The sequence below is a fragment of the Pseudomonas sp. Pf153 genome, from assembly GCF_001269775.1.
GTDB lineage: Bacteria > Pseudomonadota > Gammaproteobacteria > Pseudomonadales > Pseudomonadaceae > Aquipseudomonas > Aquipseudomonas uvaldensis.
The window spans coordinates 1-19,622 of sequence record NZ_LHVL01000024.1 but is presented as its reverse complement, the minus strand read 5'-3'; the positions used below and the strand labels follow the sequence as shown (position 1 = coordinate 19,622).

Here is a 19,622-nt window from a genome sequence, read left to right as displayed (position 1 = left end):
TATGGCGCACCAGGCGGGATTCGAACCCACGACCCCTGCCTTCGGAGGGCAGTACTCTATCCAGCTGAGCTACTGGTGCAATGCGGGCGCCATGATACTCATAAGCATGCCGGGCGTCCATGCTGCTGATTCGCCGGTGTTTTCCTGCCCTTGGGCGGGCATCGGCTACGCTGATCAGAAAAAACAGGCAAATGCGGCTTTTTTGTTCTTTTTTTCGAACAGACTATTGTCCTTCACCCCTATCGGCCCTAGGATTCGTTTGAGATTTCAAACGCTCTTGTCTGGGTGCTGAACCGCACGTCTATGCTTGTTGTGCGTTATTTCTGTGCTTCAGCCCGGTGAATGATTTCCCTGACGGCAGCCCATAAGGCGCCTTTCTACAACTCTAATTCGCTCCGCGTGCGCGCGGTGCTGTTAAGGAAAGCCGACATGCAGCTTAAAGACACCCAGTTGTTCCGCCAGCAAGCCTTTATCGATGGCGCTTGGGTCGATGCGGACAACGGTCAGACAATCAAGGTCACCAACCCGGCCACGGGTGAAGTATTGGGTACCGTGCCGAAGATGGGCGCTGCCGAAACCCGTCGTGCAATCGAAGCCGCCGACAAGGCGCTGCCGGCCTGGCGTGCGCTGACCGCCAAGGAGCGCGCCAACAAGCTGCGCCGCTGGTACGAATTGCTGATCGAAAACCAGGACGATCTGGGTCGCCTGATGACCCTGGAGCAGGGCAAGCCGCTGGCCGAAGCCAAGGGCGAAATCGCCTACGCGGCATCGTTCATCGAGTGGTTCGCCGAAGAAGCCAAGCGCATTTATGGTGACGTGATTCCCGGTCATCAGCCTGACAAGCGCCTGATTGTAATCAAGCAGCCCATCGGCGTGACTGCCGCCATCACTCCGTGGAACTTCCCGGCCGCGATGATCACCCGCAAGGCCGGCCCGGCCCTGGCCGCCGGTTGCACCATGGTCATCAAACCGGCCTCGCAAACCCCGTTCTCGGCCCTGGCCCTGGTGGAGCTGGCACACCGTGCCGGTATCCCGCAAGGCGTGTTGAGCGTGGTCACCGGCAGCGCTGGCGACATCGGTGGTGAACTGACCAGCAACCCGATCGTGCGCAAGCTGTCGTTCACCGGTTCGACCGAGATCGGTCGCCAGTTGATGGCCGAATGTGCCAAGGACATCAAGAAAGTCTCCCTGGAACTGGGCGGCAACGCGCCGTTCATCGTGTTTGACGACGCGGACCTGGATAAGGCCGTCGAGGGCGCGATCATTTCCAAATACCGCAACAACGGCCAGACCTGCGTCTGCGCCAACCGCCTGTACATCCAGGATTCGGTGTACGACGCCTTCGCCGAAAAACTCAAGGCCGCGGTAGCCAAGCTCAAGATCGGCAACGGTCTGGAAGACGGCACCACCACCGGTCCCTTGATCGACGAAAAAGCCGTGGCCAAGGTCCAGGAACACATCGCCGATGCCGTTGGCAAAGGTGCGACCGTGCTGGCCGGTGGCAAGCCGATGGAGGGCAACTTCTTCGAGCCGACCATCCTGACCAATGTGCCGAAGGATGCCGCCGTGGCGAAGGAAGAAACCTTCGGCCCGCTGGCGCCGCTGTTCCGCTTCAAAGACGAAGCCGAAGTGATCGCGATGTCGAACGATACCGAGTTCGGCCTGGCCTCGTACTTCTATGCTCGCGACCTGGGCCGAGTGTTCCGTGTGGCCGAGGCCCTGGAATACGGCATGGTCGGCGTCAACACCGGGTTGATTTCCAACGAAGTCGCGCCATTCGGCGGTATCAAGGCCTCGGGCCTGGGCCGTGAGGGTTCCAAGTACGGCATCGAGGATTACCTGGAAATCAAATACCTCTGCTTGGGTATCTGATCCTGCTGCAAGCGCGAAGGGCACGAGAGCGCTGTCCCTTTGCGCCGTTTCAAAACGTAATTTCTCTGCGGCCGGGAACGCCGTGGCAGTCGATCATCGCATGCTGCCGCCGTTGACTTCTCGCCGTGTAATCCTTGACCCACGCCGACCGATGAGCGGCGAATGAGGACTGTAATGAGCAAGACTAACGCTGATCTGATGGCCCGCCGTACCGCCGCTGTTCCACGCGGTGTTGGCCAGATTCACCCGATCTTCGCTGATTCCGCGAAGAACGCTACGGTAACCGACGTCGAAGGCCGTGAATTCATCGACTTCGCCGGCGGCATCGCCGTACTGAACACCGGCCACGTGCACCCCAAAATTATCGCCGCCGTGACGGAACAGCTGAACAAGCTGACCCACACCTGCTTCCAGGTCCTGGCCTACGAGCCGTACGTGGAACTGTGCGAAAAAATCAACGCCAAGGTGCCCGGCGACTTCGCCAAGAAAACCCTGCTGGTCACTACCGGTTCCGAAGCGGTCGAGAACGCCGTGAAGATCGCCCGCGCCGCCACCGGCCGTGCCGGCGTGATTGCTTTCACCGGTGCCTACCACGGCCGGACCATGATGACACTGGGCCTGACCGGTAAAGTCGTGCCGTACTCGGCGGGCATGGGCCTGATGCCAGGCGGTATCTTCCGTGCGCTGTACCCGAACGAATTGCATGGTGTGAGCATCGACGATTCCATCGCCAGCATCGAACGCATCTTCAAGAACGACGCCGAGCCGCGTGACATCGCTGCGATCATCATCGAGCCGGTTCAGGGCGAGGGTGGTTTCTATGTCGCGCCGAAGGAATTCATGAAGCGTCTGCGTGCCCTGTGCGACCAGCACGGCATTCTGCTGATCGCTGACGAAGTCCAGACCGGCGCCGGCCGTACCGGCACCTTCTTCGCCATGGAACAGATGGGCGTCGCTGCCGACCTGACCACCTTCGCCAAATCCATCGCTGGCGGTTTCCCACTGGCCGGTGTGTGCGGCAAGGCCGAGTACATGGACGCCATCGCACCAGGCGGCCTGGGCGGCACCTACGCCGGTAGCCCGATCGCTTGCGCTGCTGCGCTGGCGGTAATGGAAGTGTTTGAAGAAGAGCACCTGCTGGACCGCTGCAAGGCCGTGGGCGAGCGTCTGGTAACTGGCCTCAAGGCCATTCAGAAAAAATATCCGGTGATCGGTGAAGTCCGCGCCTTGGGTGCAATGATCGCAGTGGAGCTGTTCGAAAACGGCGATTCCCACAAACCAAACGCCGCCGCAGTGGCCCAGATCGTGGCCAAGGCTCGGGAAAAGGGCTTGATCCTGTTGTCTTGCGGCACCTACGGCAACGTCCTGCGGGTGCTGGTGCCGCTGACCTCGCCGGACGCGCAACTGGACAAAGGCCTGGCGATCATCGAAGAGTGCTTCGCCGAGCTTTGATCCTGTGCGCTGATTCACAAAAAAACCCGCTTCGGCGGGTTTTTTCATATCCGCCTGCCGGTACGGATTTTTTGGATTGTCTGGAATGGCTGCCATTGTCTAAGGTGCATGTATGGCAAGGGAGCGATACTGCAATGACTGCTGTGGATTTACCCGCTGTACCTCGTGTGCTGATTGCCGAGGCCGATCCGGCGTCCCGGGAGCTGCTCGAGCAGGTATTGTCGCAGGTGCGCTGTGATGCGCGGGTGGACACCTGTGAGGAGGGCAAACAAGCCCTTGAGCTGCTGGCGCACAACCCCTACGACCTGGTCATCGCCGACTGGGAGCTGCCGGGAGTGGATGGCTTGAGCCTCCTGCGTGGACTTCGCCACCAACGCCGCACGCCGGTGCTGCCGTTTATTCTGATGAGCCGACGCAACGACGCTGCCAGTGTGCGTGAGGTATTGCCGTTGGCGCCGACGGCGTACCTGACCAAGCCCTTGAACCGGGAAAACCTGGCCCAACGTTTGCGAGGCTTGCTGTTGAGCGGTGCTGAAGAAACCTCCAATGATGCGCCGGTTCCCGGTCCGGCGCAGACCTTGGCAGCCTTTCTTGAGCGTCGGCGCGACTTGTCCGAGGGGGCGCCGCTGCTCACCGATGTTCAGGTGGCGGTCAAGCGCAGTCTCAACCCCAGTGGCCTGGACCTGAAACTGCTGGAAGAAGAAATTCGCACCGATCCGCAGATCACCGCCGTATTGATCGCCGCAGCCAACAACGCTGCTCAGCATCAAGGTGGCGGTCCGGTCCAGACCGTGGCCCAGGCGCTGCACCAGCTCGGCACCGGGCAGAGCATGAACCTGATTCTCGGCCTGACCCTCAAACGCTGCGCCCGGCTCAGCGTTCCGTGCCTGGCGGACTATGCCGAGCGTTATTGGACGTTATCGCTGCACACTGCCGAATATGCCCGAATGATGGCCCGGTTGCTGGATCTGGAGCCGGAGCGCTGCTACTGCGCTGGGCTCTTGCATCGCCTGGGCGAGCTGGCGGTGTTGCGATGCCTGGAAGAATGGAAACAGGCGGGTGGCGAGCTGGATGAACCTGAGGAGGTCGGAAACTCTCTCCACCAGTATGGCGCAGGTTTCGGTTCGGCATTGCGTACTCGCTGGCGCCTGCCACTGGAGCTGCGAGAGTTGATTGCCGCAGTCTACAGCCTCGGTGGCGGGGTGTATTCGCGGGAAGCTCTGGTGATGAACATGGCGGCGCAGATGGCCCGCCTGACCGAACACGAAGGGCTCGAAGAGTTGGCCCGAGGTCGCACGGCGCGGCTGTTGAAGATCGGGCTGCCGGAATTGACGCGCTTGCGCAGGAAGTAAGCTATCGCCCCCCCTTTATTCAGGCGGTGATGATGCGATTCTTGCCTTGGCGCTTGGCTTCATACATGGCGGCGTCGGCGCGGGAATAGAGGCTGTCGAGGGACTGATCTTCGGCGGTGATGCCAGTCAGACCCTGGCTGACGGTAATCCCGAAGCCCTGCTCTGCGTTGCGGAAGGTCATGCGTTGGATTTCCCGTTGCAGACGCTCAGCCACTTGCAGCGCCATGTCCGGAGGGCAACCGGGGAATACCGCCGCGAACTCTTCGCCGCCGATGCGCCCGAACAGGTCGCCACGCCGGAGCACGGTCCGCCCGCACTCAGCGATTTTCTGCAGCACGATATCGCCTTCCTGGTGGCCGTACGTATCGTTGATCACCTTGAAGTCATCGATATCCAGCAACAGGAACGCTATGGGGGTTCCTTGTAGCCGTGCCTGCTCGAATTCGCGGTGGGCGCACTCGAAGAAGTGACGGCGGTTGCTGCTCTGAGTCAGTACGTCGGTGGTCGCCAGCCGTTGCAGTTCGCTTTCCAGCAACTTCTTTTCGGTAATGTCTTCGGCGATGCCCACCACGATCACGGGTTGTTCCGAGTCAGCCTGGCGGTTGATGAAGCACTTGTCGCTCAGCCAGCGAATCTGGCCATCGGCGGCAATGATGCGGTACTCACGGTCCTCCACGGCCCCCTTGACCAGTACTTCGGCCAGGCTACGTTCGGCGTAGTCGAGATCATCGGGGTAGATTGCATCGCGCCATTCGTTGAAATCAGCCAGGACCAGGCCTGCGGGACGGCCGAAGATCCGCTCATAGGCAGGGCTCACATACAGCAGTTGCCGGGTTTCCCAGTTGAACGCCCAAAGCACTGCATTGACGCTGTCCAGCAACGAGCTGAACAGCTGCTCGCGCTCACTCAAGCGTGCTACCTCGCCTTTGGCATGCATGAGCGCCATGAGCATCTGGGCCGCTTCGGGCCAATGAGGTTGGGATGAATCCTGCAGGTTCTTGTCGACCATCGGCACATATCTCAAAGAGCGCGCAGTGTTGTAGGTTCGCACGCGCTCACTCCAAAGCCCGCCTGGATGGCGAAGTGCTCTTGAGATAGGGGATTCCGGGCGAAGTTCCTTCCCAGGCGACGAAGTGCGGGGACTTGGCGAGCCAGTCCGATGGCGACGGGATTTTACTCCCTGGTCAAAGGAAAACCCCGCCGGATGGCGGGGTTTGTTATCAGGCAGTGGCGGGCCGCAGCGAGTAGGTTTTGAGCTGGTCGGCGAAGTCACGCAGGGACTGGATACCACTGGCCTCGGCCTCGTGTACCCATTCCTTGATGGCCGTGAGCATTTCGTGACCGTTGCTGCTGGTCTTGACCCAGATCTGTTGCAAGGCCAGGCGTTTTTCGTAGATCACCTTCAGCGCCTGGCTGTGTTCCAGGATGTTCTGGATGCGCAGGTGATGACGGTCGTCCAGCAGGCTGGTTTCCCGTGACAGCAGGCGTTTGGCCCGGTGGAACTGGTGACGTACAGAGTGATCGACCTTTTCCAGCTCCTGTTTGACCAACGGCGCGATGACCAGGCGGCGGTACTGAGCCATGATCTGAAAGCGGTTGTTGAGAATCGCCATGGCGGTGTCCATATCCAGGTGCCCCTTGCCTTCGACCCGATGGGCGATCGGCGCGACCCGCTGGACCTTGGCCAGACGCAGGAAACTGAACACCCGTATCCAGGCCCAGCCGAGGTCGAACTCCCATTTGCGTACCGACAGCTTGGCCGAATTGGGGTAGGTATGGTGGTTGTTGTGCAGCTCTTCGCCGCCGATCAGGATGCCCCAGGGCACCAGATTGGTCGCCGCGTCACGGCACTCGAAATTTCGGTAGCCCACGGCGTGGCCCAGGCCATTGACCACTCCGGCGGCCCAGACCGGGATCCACATCATCTGGATGGCCCAGATGGTGATGCCGATGGTACCGAACAGCAACAGGTCGATCAGGCCCATGAGTGCCACGCCCAGCAGCGGGAAGCGACTGTAGAGGTTGCGTTCGATCCAGTCTTCCGGGCAGTTCTTGCCGTAGATGCGCAGGGTTTCCGGGTTCTCCGCTTCGGCGCGGTACAGCTCGGCGCCTTTGCGCAGCACGGTGGACAGGCCCTTGACGACCGGGCTGTGGGGATCGTCGACGGTTTCGCACTTGGCGTGATGTTTGCGGTGGATAGCGGTCCATTCGCGGGTGTTCTGCCCTGTGGTCAGCCACAGCCAGAAGCGGAAGAAATGTTTGAGACCTGCGTTGAGCTCCAGGGAGCGGTGAGCCGAATAACGGTGCAGGTAGATCGTGACGCTGATGATCGTGACGTGGGTCATCAGCAGGGTGACTGCCACCAGCGACCAGGGCGACAAGCCAAGAAAACCTTCGTACCACATAGGCTATGGGGCCCTCGATAAAGTAGAAACAGCCGCTGCATTATCGCCAGCCCCACGGATAAAACCAGTCGGCCTTTCAGATAAGAGTGGCAGGATGTTTCTTCCTTTATAATTCCGGCCTCTTTGTAAGGACATGGACGACCAATGACTGCTTATCACCGTATTGCCTTGCGGGGCACGCTGCTCTATCTCGTGCTGTCAGTTGTCTGGCTGCAGTTGGTTGGTTATTTATTGAGCAGTTTCTTCGATGAATCCGCCGACAGGCTTCGCTGGCAACTGATCAACGGTTATACCTGGATCCTGATCAGTGCCGGTGCGATGTTCCTGGTGTGGATACGCAGGCCTCGAACGATGGAGGCGGGCCTGCCTTCCTCCGATCGGGAACGTCTGCGCCAGGCGGCCGCTGTCTTCGATTGCACTCGCGAAGGCGTGCTGGTGACGGATCGCAACGGCCTGATCGTACATGTGAACCGGGCTTTCATGGCGATCACCGGCTATGGCCGGGACGAAGTACTGGGCCGTCGTCCCAGCTTGTTCAAGTCGGGTCGCCATGGCCTGGACTTCTACCAGGATATGTTTGCGTCCCTGGCGAACGTGGGCGAATGGAGCGGCGAAATCTGGAACCGGCGCAAAAGCGGCGAGATTTACCCACAATGGCAGACCATCCGCACCATTACCGATGAGAGTGGCCAGGTCAGCCAATACGTCGCGGTGTTTTCCGACATCAGTGCGATCAAGGATTCGCAACACGAACTGGCGCACCTGGCCCATTACGATCCACTGACCGGCCTGCCTAACCGAGTGCTGTTCACCGACCGAGCGGAGCAGGCCCTGGCTTCGGCGCAACAACACAAGCGTGGCTGTGCCCTGCTGCTGGTGGACCTGGACCATTTCAAAAACATCAATGACAGCCTGGGGCACACTGTTGGCGATGAATTGCTCAAAGGGGTGGCCGAGCGTTTTCGTGGGCTTTTTGCGCCGGGCGTAACCCTGGCGCGCCTGGGGGGCGATGAATTCGCGGTATTGGTGGAAAACTGCTCCCAGCCTGGCCAGGCGGCGGTCCTGGCCCAGCGCATCCTCGACGGTTTGAGGGAGCCACTGCGGCTCGATGGCCATGCCTTGTTCATCAATGCCAGCATTGGCATCAGTCTGTTTCCCAGTGATGCCCTCAACGCCGGGCAACTGCTGCGCAATGCCGACTCGGCGCTGTTCAAGGCCAAGAGCGCCGGGCGTGACGGTTACGCCCTGTACACGGAAGAACTCACTGCCCACGCCCAGCAACGGGTCGAAATCGCTACCGAACTGCGTCGTGCCCTCGAACAGCAGGAGTTGCGGGTGCACTACCAGCCAGTGCATGACCTGGCGTCCGGCCGCCTGATCGGCGTCGAGGCGTTGGTGCGTTGGGAACATCCAGTTCGAGGACTGATTTCACCGGCCGGGTTCATCCCTGTCGCCGAGCGCATCGGGTTGATCGCCCAGATCGATGCCTGGGTCATGGCCCAGGCCTGCCGGCAGATGTGCCAGTGGCGAGAAGACGGCGTTGTGCTGTCATTCGTCGCGGTGAACGTCTCCAGTCGCTTGTTTGCCCATCGCGAGTTGTATGAGCAGGTCGCCAAGGTGCTGCATGACACTAGGCTGGATCCGGCGCTTCTGGAACTGGAGGTGACCGAAAGCGCGGTGATGGAAGACCCCGAGGTGGCGCTGGAACAGATGCATCGCCTGCGGGAGTTGGGCGTGCGTCTGGCGATCGACGATTTCGGTACCGGGTATTCGTCGTTGTTGCGGCTCAAGCGCTTGCCGGTGCAGAAACTCAAGATCGATCAGGGTTTTGTCGCCGGGTTGCCTTGGGATGAGGACGATGCGGCGATCGTCCGGGTCATCATTGCTCTGGCCCGCAGCATGGGCATGCAGGTGCATGCCGAAGGCATCGAGCAGCGCGAGCAGGCGGCTTTTCTGCTGGAACAGGGTTGTGGATTGGGGCAGGGCTACTGGTTCGGACGGCCTGGGCCCGTGCAGCAACTGAATTGGGCCGATGCGCCAGCCATCGCCTGAGAATGCAAGCCGCCTGGCTCAAGCGTGCAGGCTCGTTTCTTACGGATGTGTAAAAACGGTTATATAAAAATTCTTAAATAGTATTTTTAAGAATATCCCGCCTTATCTAGTATGGCTCCACGCCACGCGCAGTGCCGCCCACTGCCCGGCATTCATTCAAGGAGCAGCACCATGAGCGCATCCCTACGTAGCGTTGACGGCCAGGACGAAGCAACCATTTTGCGCGAGATTCAGAGCGCGCTGCGCGATCTGCGCTTTGGCGCGGTGGAGATCACTGTGCATAACGCGCAAGTGGTTCAGATCGAGCGCAAGGAAAAATTCCGTCTGCAGCAGCCGAGTCATAAGCCGGGCTGAAACAGCCTGGTTGTGGGAGCACAGCGTGCTCGCGAACAGGCGCCTCGATTTTTGGGGAAACGTGTCGCCTTCATCGCGAGCAGGCTGTGCTCTCACAGGTTCGATTTGTTCAGGTTTCACGATTTATAAGCCAAAAGAAAAAACCAGATTCCAGGAGCTTTCACCATGTCGTCGATTCGTCGTTATGCCTTGGCCGCACTGGCCAGTGCTGTTTTCACGGGTTCCGCGGTTGCCAAGGATTACGAGCTGCTCAACGTTTCCTATGACCCGACCCGCGAGCTATACCAGGATTACAACGCCGAATTCGCCAGTTTCTGGAAGAAGGCTCACCCGGACGACACAGTGAAAATCCAGCAATCCCACGGTGGTTCGGGCAAGCAAGGCCGGGCGGTGATCGATGGGCTGCGGGCCGATGTGGTGACCCTGGCCCTGGCCGGCGATATCGACGAAATAGCCAAGCTGGGCAAATCCCTGCCGGCGGACTGGCAGACACGCCTGCCGGAGGCCAGCACACCCTATACCTCCACCATCGTCTTCCTGGTGCGCAAGGGCAACCCCAAGGGCATCAAGGACTGGGGCGACCTGATCAAGGATGACGTATCGGTCATCACGCCGAACCCGAAGACCTCCGGCGGCGCTCGCTGGAACTTCCTCGCGGCCTGGGCCTATGGCCTCAAGGCCAACGGCGGGGATGAGGCCAAGGCCAAGGAATACGTGCAGGCGCTGTTCAAACACGTGCCGATCCTCGACACCGGCGCTCGTGGCTCGACCATTACCTTTGTGAACAACGGCCAGGGCGATGTGTTGCTGGCGTGGGAAAACGAAGCCTTCCTGGCCTTGAAAGAGGATGGCGGCGCCGACAAGTTCGACATCGTGGTGCCGTCGTTGTCGATCCTTGCCGAACCGCCGGTGGCCGTGGTGGACAAGAACGCCGAGAAAAAGGGCAACCTCGAGATTGCCGAAGCGTACCTCAAGCACCTGTACAGCCCGGCTGGACAGGAAATTGCCGCGAAGAACTTCTATCGTCCACGGGACAAGGACGTGGCCGCCAAGTATTCCCGCCAGTTCCCGAAACTGGACCTGGTGACCATCGACAAGGACTTCGGTGGCTGGAAAACCGCTCAGCCGAAATTCTTCAACGATGGCGGCGTGTTCGACCAGATCTATCAGGCGCAGTAAGCTGGAAAAGATCAACTGATAGCCAGCCAAGCGCAATTCATGTGGGAGCGGGCTTGCTCGCGAAAGCGGTAATACAGTCAATAACAGCATTGCCTGACACACTGCTTTCGCGAGCAAGCCCGCTCCCACAGGTATGCAAACCTGATGGGCTGACACTTGCTTAACAGGTCTCGATTTATTGGGACTTTTGCGCGTTCTCAACCAAGGACTTCTATGTCGCGTCGCATCTCCCCCGTCATACCCGGCTTCGGGCTGACGCTGGGCTACACCCTGGTGTACCTCAGTCTGATTGTGCTCATACCGCTGGCGGCCATGTTCGTGCATGCCGCCCAACTCACCTGGGATCAGTTCTGGGCGATCATTTCGGCGCCACGGGTGCTGGCTGCCCTGAAGCTCAGTTTCGGTACCGCGCTGTACGCCGCGATGATCAATGGCGTGATCGGCACGCTGCTGGCCTGGGTGCTGGTGCGCTACACCTTCCCGGGTCGCAAGGTCATCGATGCGATGATCGACCTGCCGTTTGCCCTGCCCACCGCCGTGGCCGGTATTGCCCTGACCGCGTTGTACGCGCCGACCGGTCTTGTGGGCCAGTTCGCTACCTACCTGGGCTTCAAGATCGCCTACACCCCGCTGGGTATCACCCTGGCGCTGACCTTCGTGACGTTGCCGTTCGTGGTGCGCACGGTGCAGCCGGTGCTGGCGGATATTCCCCGTGAGGTGGAGGAAGCTGCCGCCTGTCTCGGCGCCAGGCCCTGGCAAGTGTTTCGCCACATCCTGATGCCGGCGTTGTTGCCAGCCTGGTTGACCGGTTTTGCCCTGGCGTTCGCCCGTGGCGTGGGCGAGTACGGCTCGGTGATTTTCATTGCCGGCAACATGCCGATGAAAACCGAAATCCTGCCGTTGCTGATCATGGTCAAGCTCGATCAATACGACTACACCGGCGCCACTTCCATCGGCGTGCTGATGCTGGTGGTGTCCTTCGTCCTGTTGCTGCTGATCAACTTGCTGCAGCGGCGCATCGAAACCCCTTGAGGAGGCGCGAAAAATGTCCCAATCGTCTATTTCCGCCGCTTCCACCAATGCCGCCCGTCGTGGCAGCGCGGTTTCGCGGCGCATCCTGATCGGCCTCGGCTGGTTGATCTTCGCGCTGTTCTTGCTGTTGCCGCTGTTCATCGTGGTATCTCAGGGCCTGAAGTCTGGCCTGGGGACTTTCTTCGAGGCGATCCTCGAACCCGATGCGCTGTCGGCGCTCAAACTCACGGTGATTGCGGTGTTGGTCTCGGTACCGCTGAACCTGGTATTCGGTGTCAGTGCCGCCTGGTGCGTGAGCAAATACTCGTTCCGCGGCAAAAGTATGCTGGTGACGCTGATCGACCTGCCGTTCTCCGTGTCGCCGGTGATTGCGGGCCTGGTCTATGTGTTGATGTTCGGTGCCCAGGGCCTGTTCGGCCCGTGGCTGGCGGACCACGACATCCAGATCGTGTTCGCATTGCCAGGCATTGTGCTGGCGACGATTTTCGTCACCGTGCCGTTCGTGGCCCGCGAACTGATTCCCTTGATGCAGGAACAAGGCACCCAGGAGGAAGAAGCCGCGCGCCTGCTGGGCGCCAACGGCTGGCAGATGTTCTGGCATGTCACCGTGCCGAACATCAAATGGGGCCTGATCTATGGCGTGGTGCTGTGTACCGCACGGGCCATGGGCGAGTTCGGCGCGGTGTCGGTGGTGTCCGGGCACATTCGCGGGGTGACCAACACCCTGCCGCTGCACGTCGAGATCCTCTACAACGAATACAACCACGTGGCCGCGTTCGCTGTGGCGAGCCTGTTGCTGATCCTGGCGCTCTTCATCCTGCTGCTCAAGCAGTGGAGCGAAAACCGAATCAACCGCCTGCGCGCCAGCGCCGCGGAGGAATAAGTCATGTCGATCGAAGTCCGTAACGTCAGTAAGAATTTCAACGCCTTCAAGGCCCTCGACGACATCAGCCTGGACATCCAGAGCGGCGAGTTGGTGGCGCTGCTGGGCCCGTCGGGCTGCGGCAAGACCACGTTGCTGCGGATCATTGCCGGCCTCGAGACGCCGGACCAGGGCAGCATCGTGTTCCATGGCGAGGATGTGTCCGGCCACGACGTACGTGATCGCAACGTCGGTTTCGTGTTCCAGCACTACGCTCTGTTCCGCCACATGACGGTGTTCGACAACGTCGCCTTCGGTCTGCGGATGAAACCGAAGGGCCAGCGCCCGAACGAAAGCCAGATCGCGGCCAAGGTCCATGAGCTACTGAATATGGTGCAACTGGACTGGCTCGCCGACCGCTATCCCGAACAGCTTTCCGGCGGCCAACGCCAGCGTATCGCCCTGGCCCGCGCTTTGGCGGTGGAGCCAAAGGTACTGTTGCTGGACGAACCTTTCGGCGCCCTCGATGCCAAGGTCCGCAAGGAGCTGCGCCGCTGGCTGGCGCGGCTGCACGAGGACATCAACCTGACGTCGGTGTTCGTGACCCACGACCAGGAAGAGGCCATGGAAGTCGCCGACCGGATCGTGGTGATGAACAAGGGCGTAATCGAGCAGATCGGTTCGCCGGGCGATGTCTACGAAAATCCGGCCAGCGATTTCGTGTATCACTTCCTGGGCGACTCCAACCGCCTGCACCTGGGGGAAGATCGGCATGTGCTGTTCCGTCCCCATGAAGTCTCGCTGTCGCGCTCGGCGCTGGAGGACCACCACGCCGCTGAAGTACGCGATATCCGCCCGCTGGGCGCCACGACACGGGTGACCCTGAAGGTGGAAGGCCAGAGCGAACTGATCGAAGCCGAAGTGGTGAAGGATCACGACAGCCTGGTAGGCCTGGCGAAGGGCGAGACGCTGTTCTTCAAACCGAAGGTCTGGCAGAAGGTCGCCAACCTTTAAATCAAGAGCATCGCGAGCAGGCTCGCTCCCACAGTGGCAGCGTCGATCAGCGGATTTGTGAACGACACTGAACCCTTGTGGGAGCGAGCCTGCTCGCGATGGCGTCTTCCATGACACCGCTTTCTGAGTCCGAATAATACCGCCCGGCTTTGCTTCGATTGGTTCTACCTTCATGTCTCTTCTTGAATCAAACCCTACCTAGACTCTGACTTGCCAGGAGGCAAGTGAGAGTCCATGACGGACCGGTGTTTTCTCCTGGCGCCCTGATGCCAAGGAGAGAAAGCATGAGAATGGAAGTCAGTCGGCATGGCCCGCTGGGCTGTGCCTTGTTGAGCGTGTTGCTGTGCCCGTCCGCCAGTGCCGCCCCCGCGTTATCACCGCAGATACCCTTCGATGTCACGGCCACCCAACCGATTTCGCTGGCCAGCCTGCAAGGCAATTTCGACACGCTTTCATGGCAGACCTTCATCGCCCTGAACTGGCCGGCGCTGGACAATGGCAATCCCAACACCGGTACCACTATCGGCCAACAGGACGGGGCCACGGTCTGGGAGAGCTGGAAAGAGAGTTATCAGATTTTCCGCGCCAAGGGCCAGACGCCCTTGCCCTGGGATGCGCCGGCGACGCTTCCCGAAGTGTGCAAGCAGCTCAAGCCGGGCCGCCTGTTACAGCAGATGGGCAAGGTCCCCGACGTACTGGATGAATTTATCCAGCCCTTCGAGAGCGGCCCGCTGGTGGATCAGAACGGCGTTTATACGCGCAACGAAATCGTCGTCAACCAGTCGATGTTCAACGGGATCGTCGACAACGGCCTGTACAGCATCGAAGGCCAGCGTAAATTCTTCGCCGCCAGTCAGAAAAACACCGTGGCCTTCAGCTGCGGATCCACCGATACCCAGCAGGTCGGTTCGGTGATGGTGAAGGCATCCTGGAAGGTGCTGGGCGCCAACGACCGTCCCCAGGATTTCCACACGGTCGACGCGCTGGTCTATACGCCGGGTAACAGTGATCCGAGTCACGGGCCTATTGTCGAGGAGTCGTGTGCGTCACAGTCGGTGGGTCTGGTGGGCTTGCACATCGTTCACAAGACCGCCAGCGCGCCGCAGTGGGTCTGGTCGACCTTCGAGCATGTGAACAACGTGCCGGAACAATCCACGCCGGTGGCGCAGCGCAAAGGCCCCTACCTGTTCTACAACGCCAGCAGCGACAGCACGATCAACCAGCCACCCCCACGACCGTGGAACCCGGCCGTCAAGGCGACGCCCTCGCAGATCGTGCGCGAGGTGCCGCTGACCGATGCCACCAAGACCTTGAATGCCAGCTACCAGGCCTTGTTGCGCACGGTCAATCCGCAGAGTGTCTGGGCCAATTATCAACTGATCAGCACGCAATGGCCGACCGCCGCACCGCCGCCTGATTGCCAGATATCGGCCGCCAACCCGTTGGGCAACCCCGCCCCTTCGTTCCTGGCCAATGCCACGCTGGAAACCTACATCCAGGGCACCACGCCCCAGGCATCTTCCAGTTGCATGGCCTGTCACGGCAACGCTGCTACTCATGTCACCGAATCCCCGCGTACCAGCTTCGCGGACTTCACCTATTTGCTCGAACGCGCGCAGTCCACTACCGGACAAGGAGCCAAACAATGAGCACTGACCTGGACAATTTCGTCGGCCTGTCGTCAGCCCTGACTGGTATTCCCATCGAGCGCCTGGCGCCGCAGCTCGATCCGGTGGGGTTGCCGCCGCTTTTTCTCGATTACGTCACCCCACGCATCACCACCGATGTGCTCAACCCGTTGCTGACGCAGTACGCCACGTTGGCGGCCGACAACGTATCCCCGGATAAGATCGCCCAGCAGGTGCTGGTCACCACGCAACCGACCCCCAACTCCGTGCTGGCGGCGCGTTCGATCATGAAGCTGTGGTATCTGGGTGTCTGGTACCAACCCTATGACGCCGGGAATTACAAAAAGGGTGACTCGGCGGTGGTATCCGACCAGGCCTATATCTACAGCTGGGCCTGGAAAGTGGCTCAGGCCCACCCCATGGGTTACAGCGAATCGTTCTTCGGTTACTGGAATGAACAGCCGTCGAGCCTTGAGGACTTGACCGGCGTACCCGCCAACACGTCTTTCAAAGCCCAGCAAGGAGACCGGTCATGACTATTGAACAAGCCGAAGTGGTGGTCGTTGGCGCCGGGCTGGCGGGCAGTATCGTTGCCTATCAACTGGCCATGGCCGGGGTGGAGGTGCTGGTGCTCGAGTCGGGACCGGAGATCCCGGTCAACCGGGCGCAATACATGGAACGCTTCTATACCACCACGCTGAAAACCCCGGAATCGCCCTACCCACCGGTCACTACACTGGACCCGCCCCGCAACCCGGCCGGCCAGAACGCCCCGCGTGCGACCATCGCTGACCTGATCCTGGGATGGGACAAACCGGAGACCAGTTACCTGGTACAAAAGGGCCCGATGCCTTTCACCAGCACTTATGAGCGAGTCGGCGGCGGAACCACCTGGCACTGGGTCGGGACCTGCCTGCGCATGGTGCCGAACGATTTTCGCCTGAAGACTCTGTACAACGTCGGGGTGGACTGGCCTATCGGCTACGATGACCTGCAGAGCGCCTATTGCCGGGCCGAAGCGGAGATCGGCGTCTCGGCCAACGTTGCCGATCAGGCCTACCTGGGCATGACGTTTCCCGAGGGTTACGAATTTCCCATGCACAGCATTCCGTTGTCCTTGGTCGATGGCAGTTTTGTCGCGGCGGTGACGGGGCAGGTATTCGACGGCTTGCCGTTGGTTGTCAGCCCGACGCCGGCCGGACGCAACTCCCAACCCTATGCAGGGCGCCGCGTATGTGCCGGCAACACCAACTGTACGCCGATCTGCCCGATCCAGGCCAAGTACGACGCCACCGTGACGTTGAACAAGGCCCTGGCCACCGGCAAGGTCAAGGTGCTGTACAGGACGGTTGCCACCAAGTTGAACGTAGGGTTGGACGGCACTATCTTCGGCGTGGAATTCAAGCAGTATCAATTGGGTGATGGACCGGTCACCGGCTTTGGCGAGGCCATTGCTCAACGTTATGTCATCGCGGCCCATGCCATCGAAACCCCCAAGCTATTGCTCAACTCCGCCACGCCCGCCTGGCCCAAGGGCGTGGCCAACAGCAGCGGTCAGGTGGGGCGCAACCTGGCCGACCACCCGATCTACCTGGCGTGGGGGCTGATGCCTGAAGGCAAGGCGATTTTTCCCTACCGTGGTCCCCTGTCCACCGCGGGCATCGAGAGCTTGCGTGACGGTGCCTTTCGCAGCGAACGCGCGGCGTGGCGTATTGAGATCGGCAACGAGGGCTGGAACTGGCCGGCCAACGATCCCTACGACACGGTGGCCGATTTTATCGACGGTACGAACAACAACGGCGTCAACCCGGTGAAGTCGGACCAGGACCCCATACCCCCTACCGAGGCGCTTTATGGAACAGCGCTGGTGCAGAAACTCAACGACATTTTCATCCGGCAGTTCCGCATCGCGTTCCTGGTGGAGCAGGTGGAAGACGATCCCGATAACGCCAAGTGTTACATCGTGCCATCGGCCGACTACAAGGACCTGCTCGGTATTCCCCGGCCGGAAATTCACTATGAGTTGTCCAAGTACACCCAGAAGGGGTTCCTGGAGGCAAAACGGTTGGCCACTCACATTATCAAAGACCTGCTCGGCGCCGTGGAACTGACCAAACCCCTTACGCCAGGGACGTTCACTTACGGAAACGAACCTATGAGCTTCCAAGGTGCCGGGCACCTGATGGGCACTTATCGCATGGGCAGTGACCCGGCCACATCGGTGGTCGACAAGGACCAGCGCAGTTGGGATCACAAGAACCTGTTCCTGGTGGGCGATGGGGTTTTCCCCAGCAGCGGCACCTCGAATCCGAGCCTGACGATCGCCGCCTTGTCGTTCCAGGCCGGGGACACCGTGGCCAACGATCTGAAGGCGGTGACTCTGACGGTCCAGGCCAATAAAAGCTGGCAGGGCACCGGCGTGCAGGTCAATGCGCTGGTACCACGCCTGGTTCGCTACGTCTCTGGACTTTGGTGTGCCAGTCCGCAAGGCGGGAATGTCGATGGGAATGGTGGTTCGAGGCACATCGACTACAGCAGCTATGCCTTGCCCGGGGCTGCCGAAGGTGCCTTGATCGGTCGTGTGGGCAATGGTGGCACGCCGTTTCTGGTGGGTGATCTGGGGCAAGTTCCAGGAAACCAGCAAGGGGAACTGCAACTGTGCATCAATGATGATTTGACCGGGCAGCACGGGGCTGGCTTGAGCGATAACACCGGCGCTCTGACCATCCGGGTCGAGTTCGGTGCGCTGTAATGCTTGAGAGGTGAGGCCCGGCTCTTGTGGGAGCGGGCCTCACCACGTTAATGACATGGCGCTGTTTTCAAACCGCCGAACGCTGGTTGCGCATCGCCACCGGCCCGGCGCGTTCTTCGATAGCCTGCTTCAGCTCGTTGCGCAGTCCCAGTAGAAATCCCGCTTCGACCACCACGAACAAGGGGCCGACGATCAGTCCTGTCAGATCGTCGACGAACGCCGGCTTGCGGCCTTCGTAATAATGGCCGACAAACTGAATGATCCAACCCACCACAAACAGGCCCAGGCCGCTGCCGAGCCACACCGATGTGCTTTGCGTGGCCAATACCTGCCCCAGCCATACGGCCAGACCCAACAGCACCGTCATCAGCACACCCAGGCGTAACTCCAGGCGCAGGTAGAACCAGGCACTGGCCGCCGCCACCAGCAAGGCTGGCGACAACAGAACCGCGCCCAACGGCCAGCCCGGCCGTGACAGCAGCACGGCAACGGCGACGAATATCAGCGGAATGCCAATGAAGTGCGTGGCGATGTTGCGAGGGTCGCGATGGTAGGCGGCGTATTGACTGAGATGATCGACGAGGCTTTTCATTGTTGTTCCTCCTGATGTGATACCTGCATGATGCCCAGGTTCTACGCGGCGCTCTGTCAGCTAGCCGACACTTGTCCCGGAGTTTCCATGAATTCGCATCCCTGGCACTCGCACCTGATGACCGGTCACTGGTACAGCCATTTGCCCGTCCCGTTACAGGATAGTCTGCTGGGGATCTCGCGGGTGCGTCGCCTTTCTCCGGGGCATCGACTCTTTAAGCGCGGTGATCCGCCGTGCGGCCTGTACGCCGTACTGGAAGGCGCGGTGCGGGTCGGCGCGGTCAACGAACAGGGCAAGGAAGCGTTGTTGAGCGTGATCGAGGCGCCGCACTGGTTCGGTGAGATCTGCCTGTTCGACGGCCAGCCGCGTACCCACGATGCGGTGGCGGTAGGTCAATGCACCTTGCTGCATTTGCCTCAAGCGGCGTTGCTGGCATTGCTGGAGGAACAACCGGTCCATTGGCGGCAACTGGCTTTGCTGATGAGCCACAAACTTCGCCTGACCTTCATCAATCTCGAACAACTGAGCCTGATGCCCGCACCGGCCCGCGTCGCCCACCGCTTGCTGATGATTGCCGAGGGCTACGGCGAAATCGAAGCGACCCGCCAGGTCCTGCAACTGCCCCAGGAACAACTGGCGCTGATGCTGTCGCTCTCGCGCCAGACCACCAACCAGATCCTCAAGGACCTGCAAGGCCAGGGCATCCTTCACCTTGGCTACGGTGAAATCGAGATCCTCGATATTGAGCGGTTGCGGGTGCTGAGTGCCACCTGAAGGGCTATATCGACTGATCCGCCGTCATCGCGAGCAGGCTCGCTTGTATGTTTAGACTTGAAGGGGTGGGCGGGACTAAAAGCTCGATTCCGACTCTAGCCAGTACGGACCGTGGGAGACTTCTCGTCCCGCCCCTTCTACCCAAAGCGCCAATATGGAATTCATCGACAAGATCGACGATAGATGCAAGCCAGCGCAAAGGTAGACCCCGACAAGCACCTAAACCCTAGCCCCGAGGATTTGTTATGACAATCCTTACCTCGCAAACGGTTGTTGGCATTGATGTCGCTAAGGCCGAAATC

Annotated in this window: 16 protein-coding genes and 1 tRNA gene; 13 read left to right on the top strand and 4 right to left on the bottom strand. The window is 60.4% G+C overall.

What is annotated here, in order from left to right; genetic code table 11:
- Window positions 1-2: 2 nt before the first annotated feature.
- Window positions 3-79: transfer RNA gene (locus AD666_RS15290), tRNA-Arg, on the bottom strand.
- Between the two features lie 350 nt (window positions 80-429).
- On the opposite strand from AD666_RS15290, the gene gabD reads away from it, so the two are divergent.
- From gabD to AD666_RS15275, 3 genes are all read left to right on the top strand, one after another.
- Window positions 430-1,872 (top strand): NADP-dependent succinate-semialdehyde dehydrogenase, encoded by a 1,443-nt coding sequence (gabD, locus tag AD666_RS15285; RefSeq protein WP_053153398.1) that lies wholly within the window; start codon window positions 430-432, stop codon window positions 1,870-1,872.
- 174 nt (window positions 1,873-2,046) lie between these two features.
- The gene (gabT, locus tag AD666_RS15280; RefSeq protein ID WP_053153395.1) at window positions 2,047-3,324 is read left to right on the top strand and encodes a 4-aminobutyrate--2-oxoglutarate transaminase; all 1,278 of its coding nucleotides are present in this window, start codon (window positions 2,047-2,049) and stop codon (window positions 3,322-3,324) included.
- Window positions 3,325-3,458: 134 nt separating this feature from the next.
- On the top strand, window positions 3,459-4,676 hold the full coding sequence (locus AD666_RS15275) for an HDOD domain-containing protein (protein WP_053153392.1): 1,218 nt from the start codon (window positions 3,459-3,461) through the stop codon (window positions 4,674-4,676).
- A gap of 19 nt (window positions 4,677-4,695) precedes the next feature.
- Here AD666_RS15275 and AD666_RS15270 read toward each other — a convergent pair whose 3' ends face one another.
- Window positions 4,696-5,685, bottom strand: coding sequence for a sensor domain-containing diguanylate cyclase (locus tag AD666_RS15270; RefSeq protein WP_053153390.1), 990 nt, complete (start codon window positions 5,683-5,685; stop codon window positions 4,696-4,698).
- A gap of 211 nt (window positions 5,686-5,896) precedes the next feature.
- On the bottom strand, window positions 5,897-7,081 hold the full coding sequence (gene desA / locus AD666_RS15265) for a delta-9 fatty acid desaturase DesA (RefSeq protein WP_053153388.1): 1,185 nt from the start codon (window positions 7,079-7,081) through the stop codon (window positions 5,897-5,899).
- 144 nt (window positions 7,082-7,225) lie between these two features.
- Here desA and dibA point away from each other — a divergent pair, with 144 nt between their 5' ends.
- The 9 genes from dibA (at window position 7,226) to AD666_RS15220 (ending at window position 17,954) form a co-directional block, all read left to right on the top strand.
- A complete protein-coding gene (gene dibA / locus AD666_RS15260; RefSeq protein ID WP_053153385.1) occupies window positions 7,226-9,133 on the top strand; it encodes a phosphodiesterase DibA in 1,908 nt (635 codons plus the stop codon).
- Between the two features lie 171 nt (window positions 9,134-9,304).
- Window positions 9,305-9,487: a sulfur starvation response protein OscA gene (gene oscA, locus AD666_RS15255; RefSeq protein WP_042732574.1), complete on the top strand. Its 183-nt coding sequence runs from the start codon at window positions 9,305-9,307 to the stop codon at window positions 9,485-9,487.
- Between the two features lie 165 nt (window positions 9,488-9,652).
- Complete coding sequence (locus tag AD666_RS15250) at window positions 9,653-10,666, top strand: sulfate ABC transporter substrate-binding protein (protein WP_053153382.1); 1,014 nt, start codon at window positions 9,653-9,655, stop codon at window positions 10,664-10,666.
- Between the two features lie 213 nt (window positions 10,667-10,879).
- On the top strand, window positions 10,880-11,698 hold the full coding sequence (gene cysT / locus AD666_RS15245; RefSeq protein WP_053153379.1) for a sulfate ABC transporter permease subunit CysT: 819 nt from the start codon (window positions 10,880-10,882) through the stop codon (window positions 11,696-11,698).
- 13 nt (window positions 11,699-11,711) lie between these two features.
- Window positions 11,712-12,581: a sulfate ABC transporter permease subunit CysW gene (gene cysW, locus AD666_RS15240; protein ID WP_053153376.1), complete on the top strand. Its 870-nt coding sequence runs from the start codon at window positions 11,712-11,714 to the stop codon at window positions 12,579-12,581.
- 3 nt (window positions 12,582-12,584) lie between these two features.
- Window positions 12,585-13,574 carry a sulfate/molybdate ABC transporter ATP-binding protein gene (locus AD666_RS15235; RefSeq protein ID WP_053153373.1) on the top strand — a complete coding sequence of 330 codons (990 nt, stop codon included), beginning with the start codon at window positions 12,585-12,587 and terminating at the stop codon, window positions 13,572-13,574.
- Window positions 13,575-13,858: 284 nt separating this feature from the next.
- Window positions 13,859-15,223, top strand: coding sequence for a hypothetical protein (locus AD666_RS15230; protein ID WP_053153371.1), 1,365 nt, complete (start codon window positions 13,859-13,861; stop codon window positions 15,221-15,223).
- Window positions 15,220-15,738: a sorbitol dehydrogenase gene (locus AD666_RS15225; protein ID WP_053153368.1), complete on the top strand. Its 519-nt coding sequence runs from the start codon at window positions 15,220-15,222 to the stop codon at window positions 15,736-15,738. The genes AD666_RS15230 and AD666_RS15225 overlap by 4 nt, the downstream gene beginning before the upstream one ends.
- On the top strand, window positions 15,735-17,954 hold the full coding sequence (locus AD666_RS15220) for a GMC family oxidoreductase (protein WP_053153365.1): 2,220 nt from the start codon (window positions 15,735-15,737) through the stop codon (window positions 17,952-17,954). The genes AD666_RS15225 and AD666_RS15220 overlap by 4 nt, the downstream gene beginning before the upstream one ends.
- A 67-nt stretch (window positions 17,955-18,021) precedes the next feature.
- On the opposite strand, the gene AD666_RS15215 is transcribed toward AD666_RS15220, so the two are convergent.
- Window positions 18,022-18,546 (bottom strand): DUF962 domain-containing protein, encoded by a 525-nt coding sequence (locus AD666_RS15215; protein ID WP_053153362.1) that lies wholly within the window; start codon window positions 18,544-18,546, stop codon window positions 18,022-18,024.
- A gap of 87 nt (window positions 18,547-18,633) precedes the next feature.
- Here AD666_RS15215 and AD666_RS15210 point away from each other — a divergent pair, with 87 nt between their 5' ends.
- The gene (locus tag AD666_RS15210) at window positions 18,634-19,320 is read left to right on the top strand and encodes a Crp/Fnr family transcriptional regulator (protein ID WP_053153359.1); all 687 of its coding nucleotides are present in this window, start codon (window positions 18,634-18,636) and stop codon (window positions 19,318-19,320) included.
- Window positions 19,321-19,622: the final 302 nt, after the last annotated feature.

What these genes read in the sequence shown, in the direction of transcription:
- gabD (WP_053153398.1), top strand. Translation starts at nt 430, where the DNA reads ATGCAGCTTAAAGACACCCAGTTGTTCCGCCAGCAAGCCTTTATCGAT.
- gabT (WP_053153395.1), top strand. Translation starts at nt 2,047, where the DNA reads ATGAGCAAGACTAACGCTGATCTGATGGCCCGCCGTACCGCCGCTGTT.
- AD666_RS15275 (WP_053153392.1), top strand. Translation starts at nt 3,459, where the DNA reads ATGACTGCTGTGGATTTACCCGCTGTACCTCGTGTGCTGATTGCCGAG.
- AD666_RS15270 (WP_053153390.1), bottom strand. Translation starts at nt 5,685, where the DNA reads ATGGTCGACAAGAACCTGCAGGATTCATCCCAACCTCATTGGCCCGAA.
- desA (WP_053153388.1), bottom strand. Translation starts at nt 7,081, where the DNA reads ATGTGGTACGAAGGTTTTCTTGGCTTGTCGCCCTGGTCGCTGGTGGCA.
- dibA (WP_053153385.1), top strand. Translation starts at nt 7,226, where the DNA reads ATGACTGCTTATCACCGTATTGCCTTGCGGGGCACGCTGCTCTATCTC.
- oscA (WP_042732574.1), top strand. Translation starts at nt 9,305, where the DNA reads ATGAGCGCATCCCTACGTAGCGTTGACGGCCAGGACGAAGCAACCATT.
- AD666_RS15250 (WP_053153382.1), top strand. Translation starts at nt 9,653, where the DNA reads ATGTCGTCGATTCGTCGTTATGCCTTGGCCGCACTGGCCAGTGCTGTT.
- cysT (WP_053153379.1), top strand. Translation starts at nt 10,880, where the DNA reads ATGTCGCGTCGCATCTCCCCCGTCATACCCGGCTTCGGGCTGACGCTG.
- cysW (WP_053153376.1), top strand. Translation starts at nt 11,712, where the DNA reads ATGTCCCAATCGTCTATTTCCGCCGCTTCCACCAATGCCGCCCGTCGT.
- AD666_RS15235 (WP_053153373.1), top strand. Translation starts at nt 12,585, where the DNA reads ATGTCGATCGAAGTCCGTAACGTCAGTAAGAATTTCAACGCCTTCAAG.
- AD666_RS15230 (WP_053153371.1), top strand. Translation starts at nt 13,859, where the DNA reads ATGAGAATGGAAGTCAGTCGGCATGGCCCGCTGGGCTGTGCCTTGTTG.
- AD666_RS15225 (WP_053153368.1), top strand. Translation starts at nt 15,220, where the DNA reads ATGAGCACTGACCTGGACAATTTCGTCGGCCTGTCGTCAGCCCTGACT.
- AD666_RS15220 (WP_053153365.1), top strand. Translation starts at nt 15,735, where the DNA reads ATGACTATTGAACAAGCCGAAGTGGTGGTCGTTGGCGCCGGGCTGGCG.
- AD666_RS15215 (WP_053153362.1), bottom strand. Translation starts at nt 18,546, where the DNA reads ATGAAAAGCCTCGTCGATCATCTCAGTCAATACGCCGCCTACCATCGC.
- AD666_RS15210 (WP_053153359.1), top strand. Translation starts at nt 18,634, where the DNA reads ATGAATTCGCATCCCTGGCACTCGCACCTGATGACCGGTCACTGGTAC.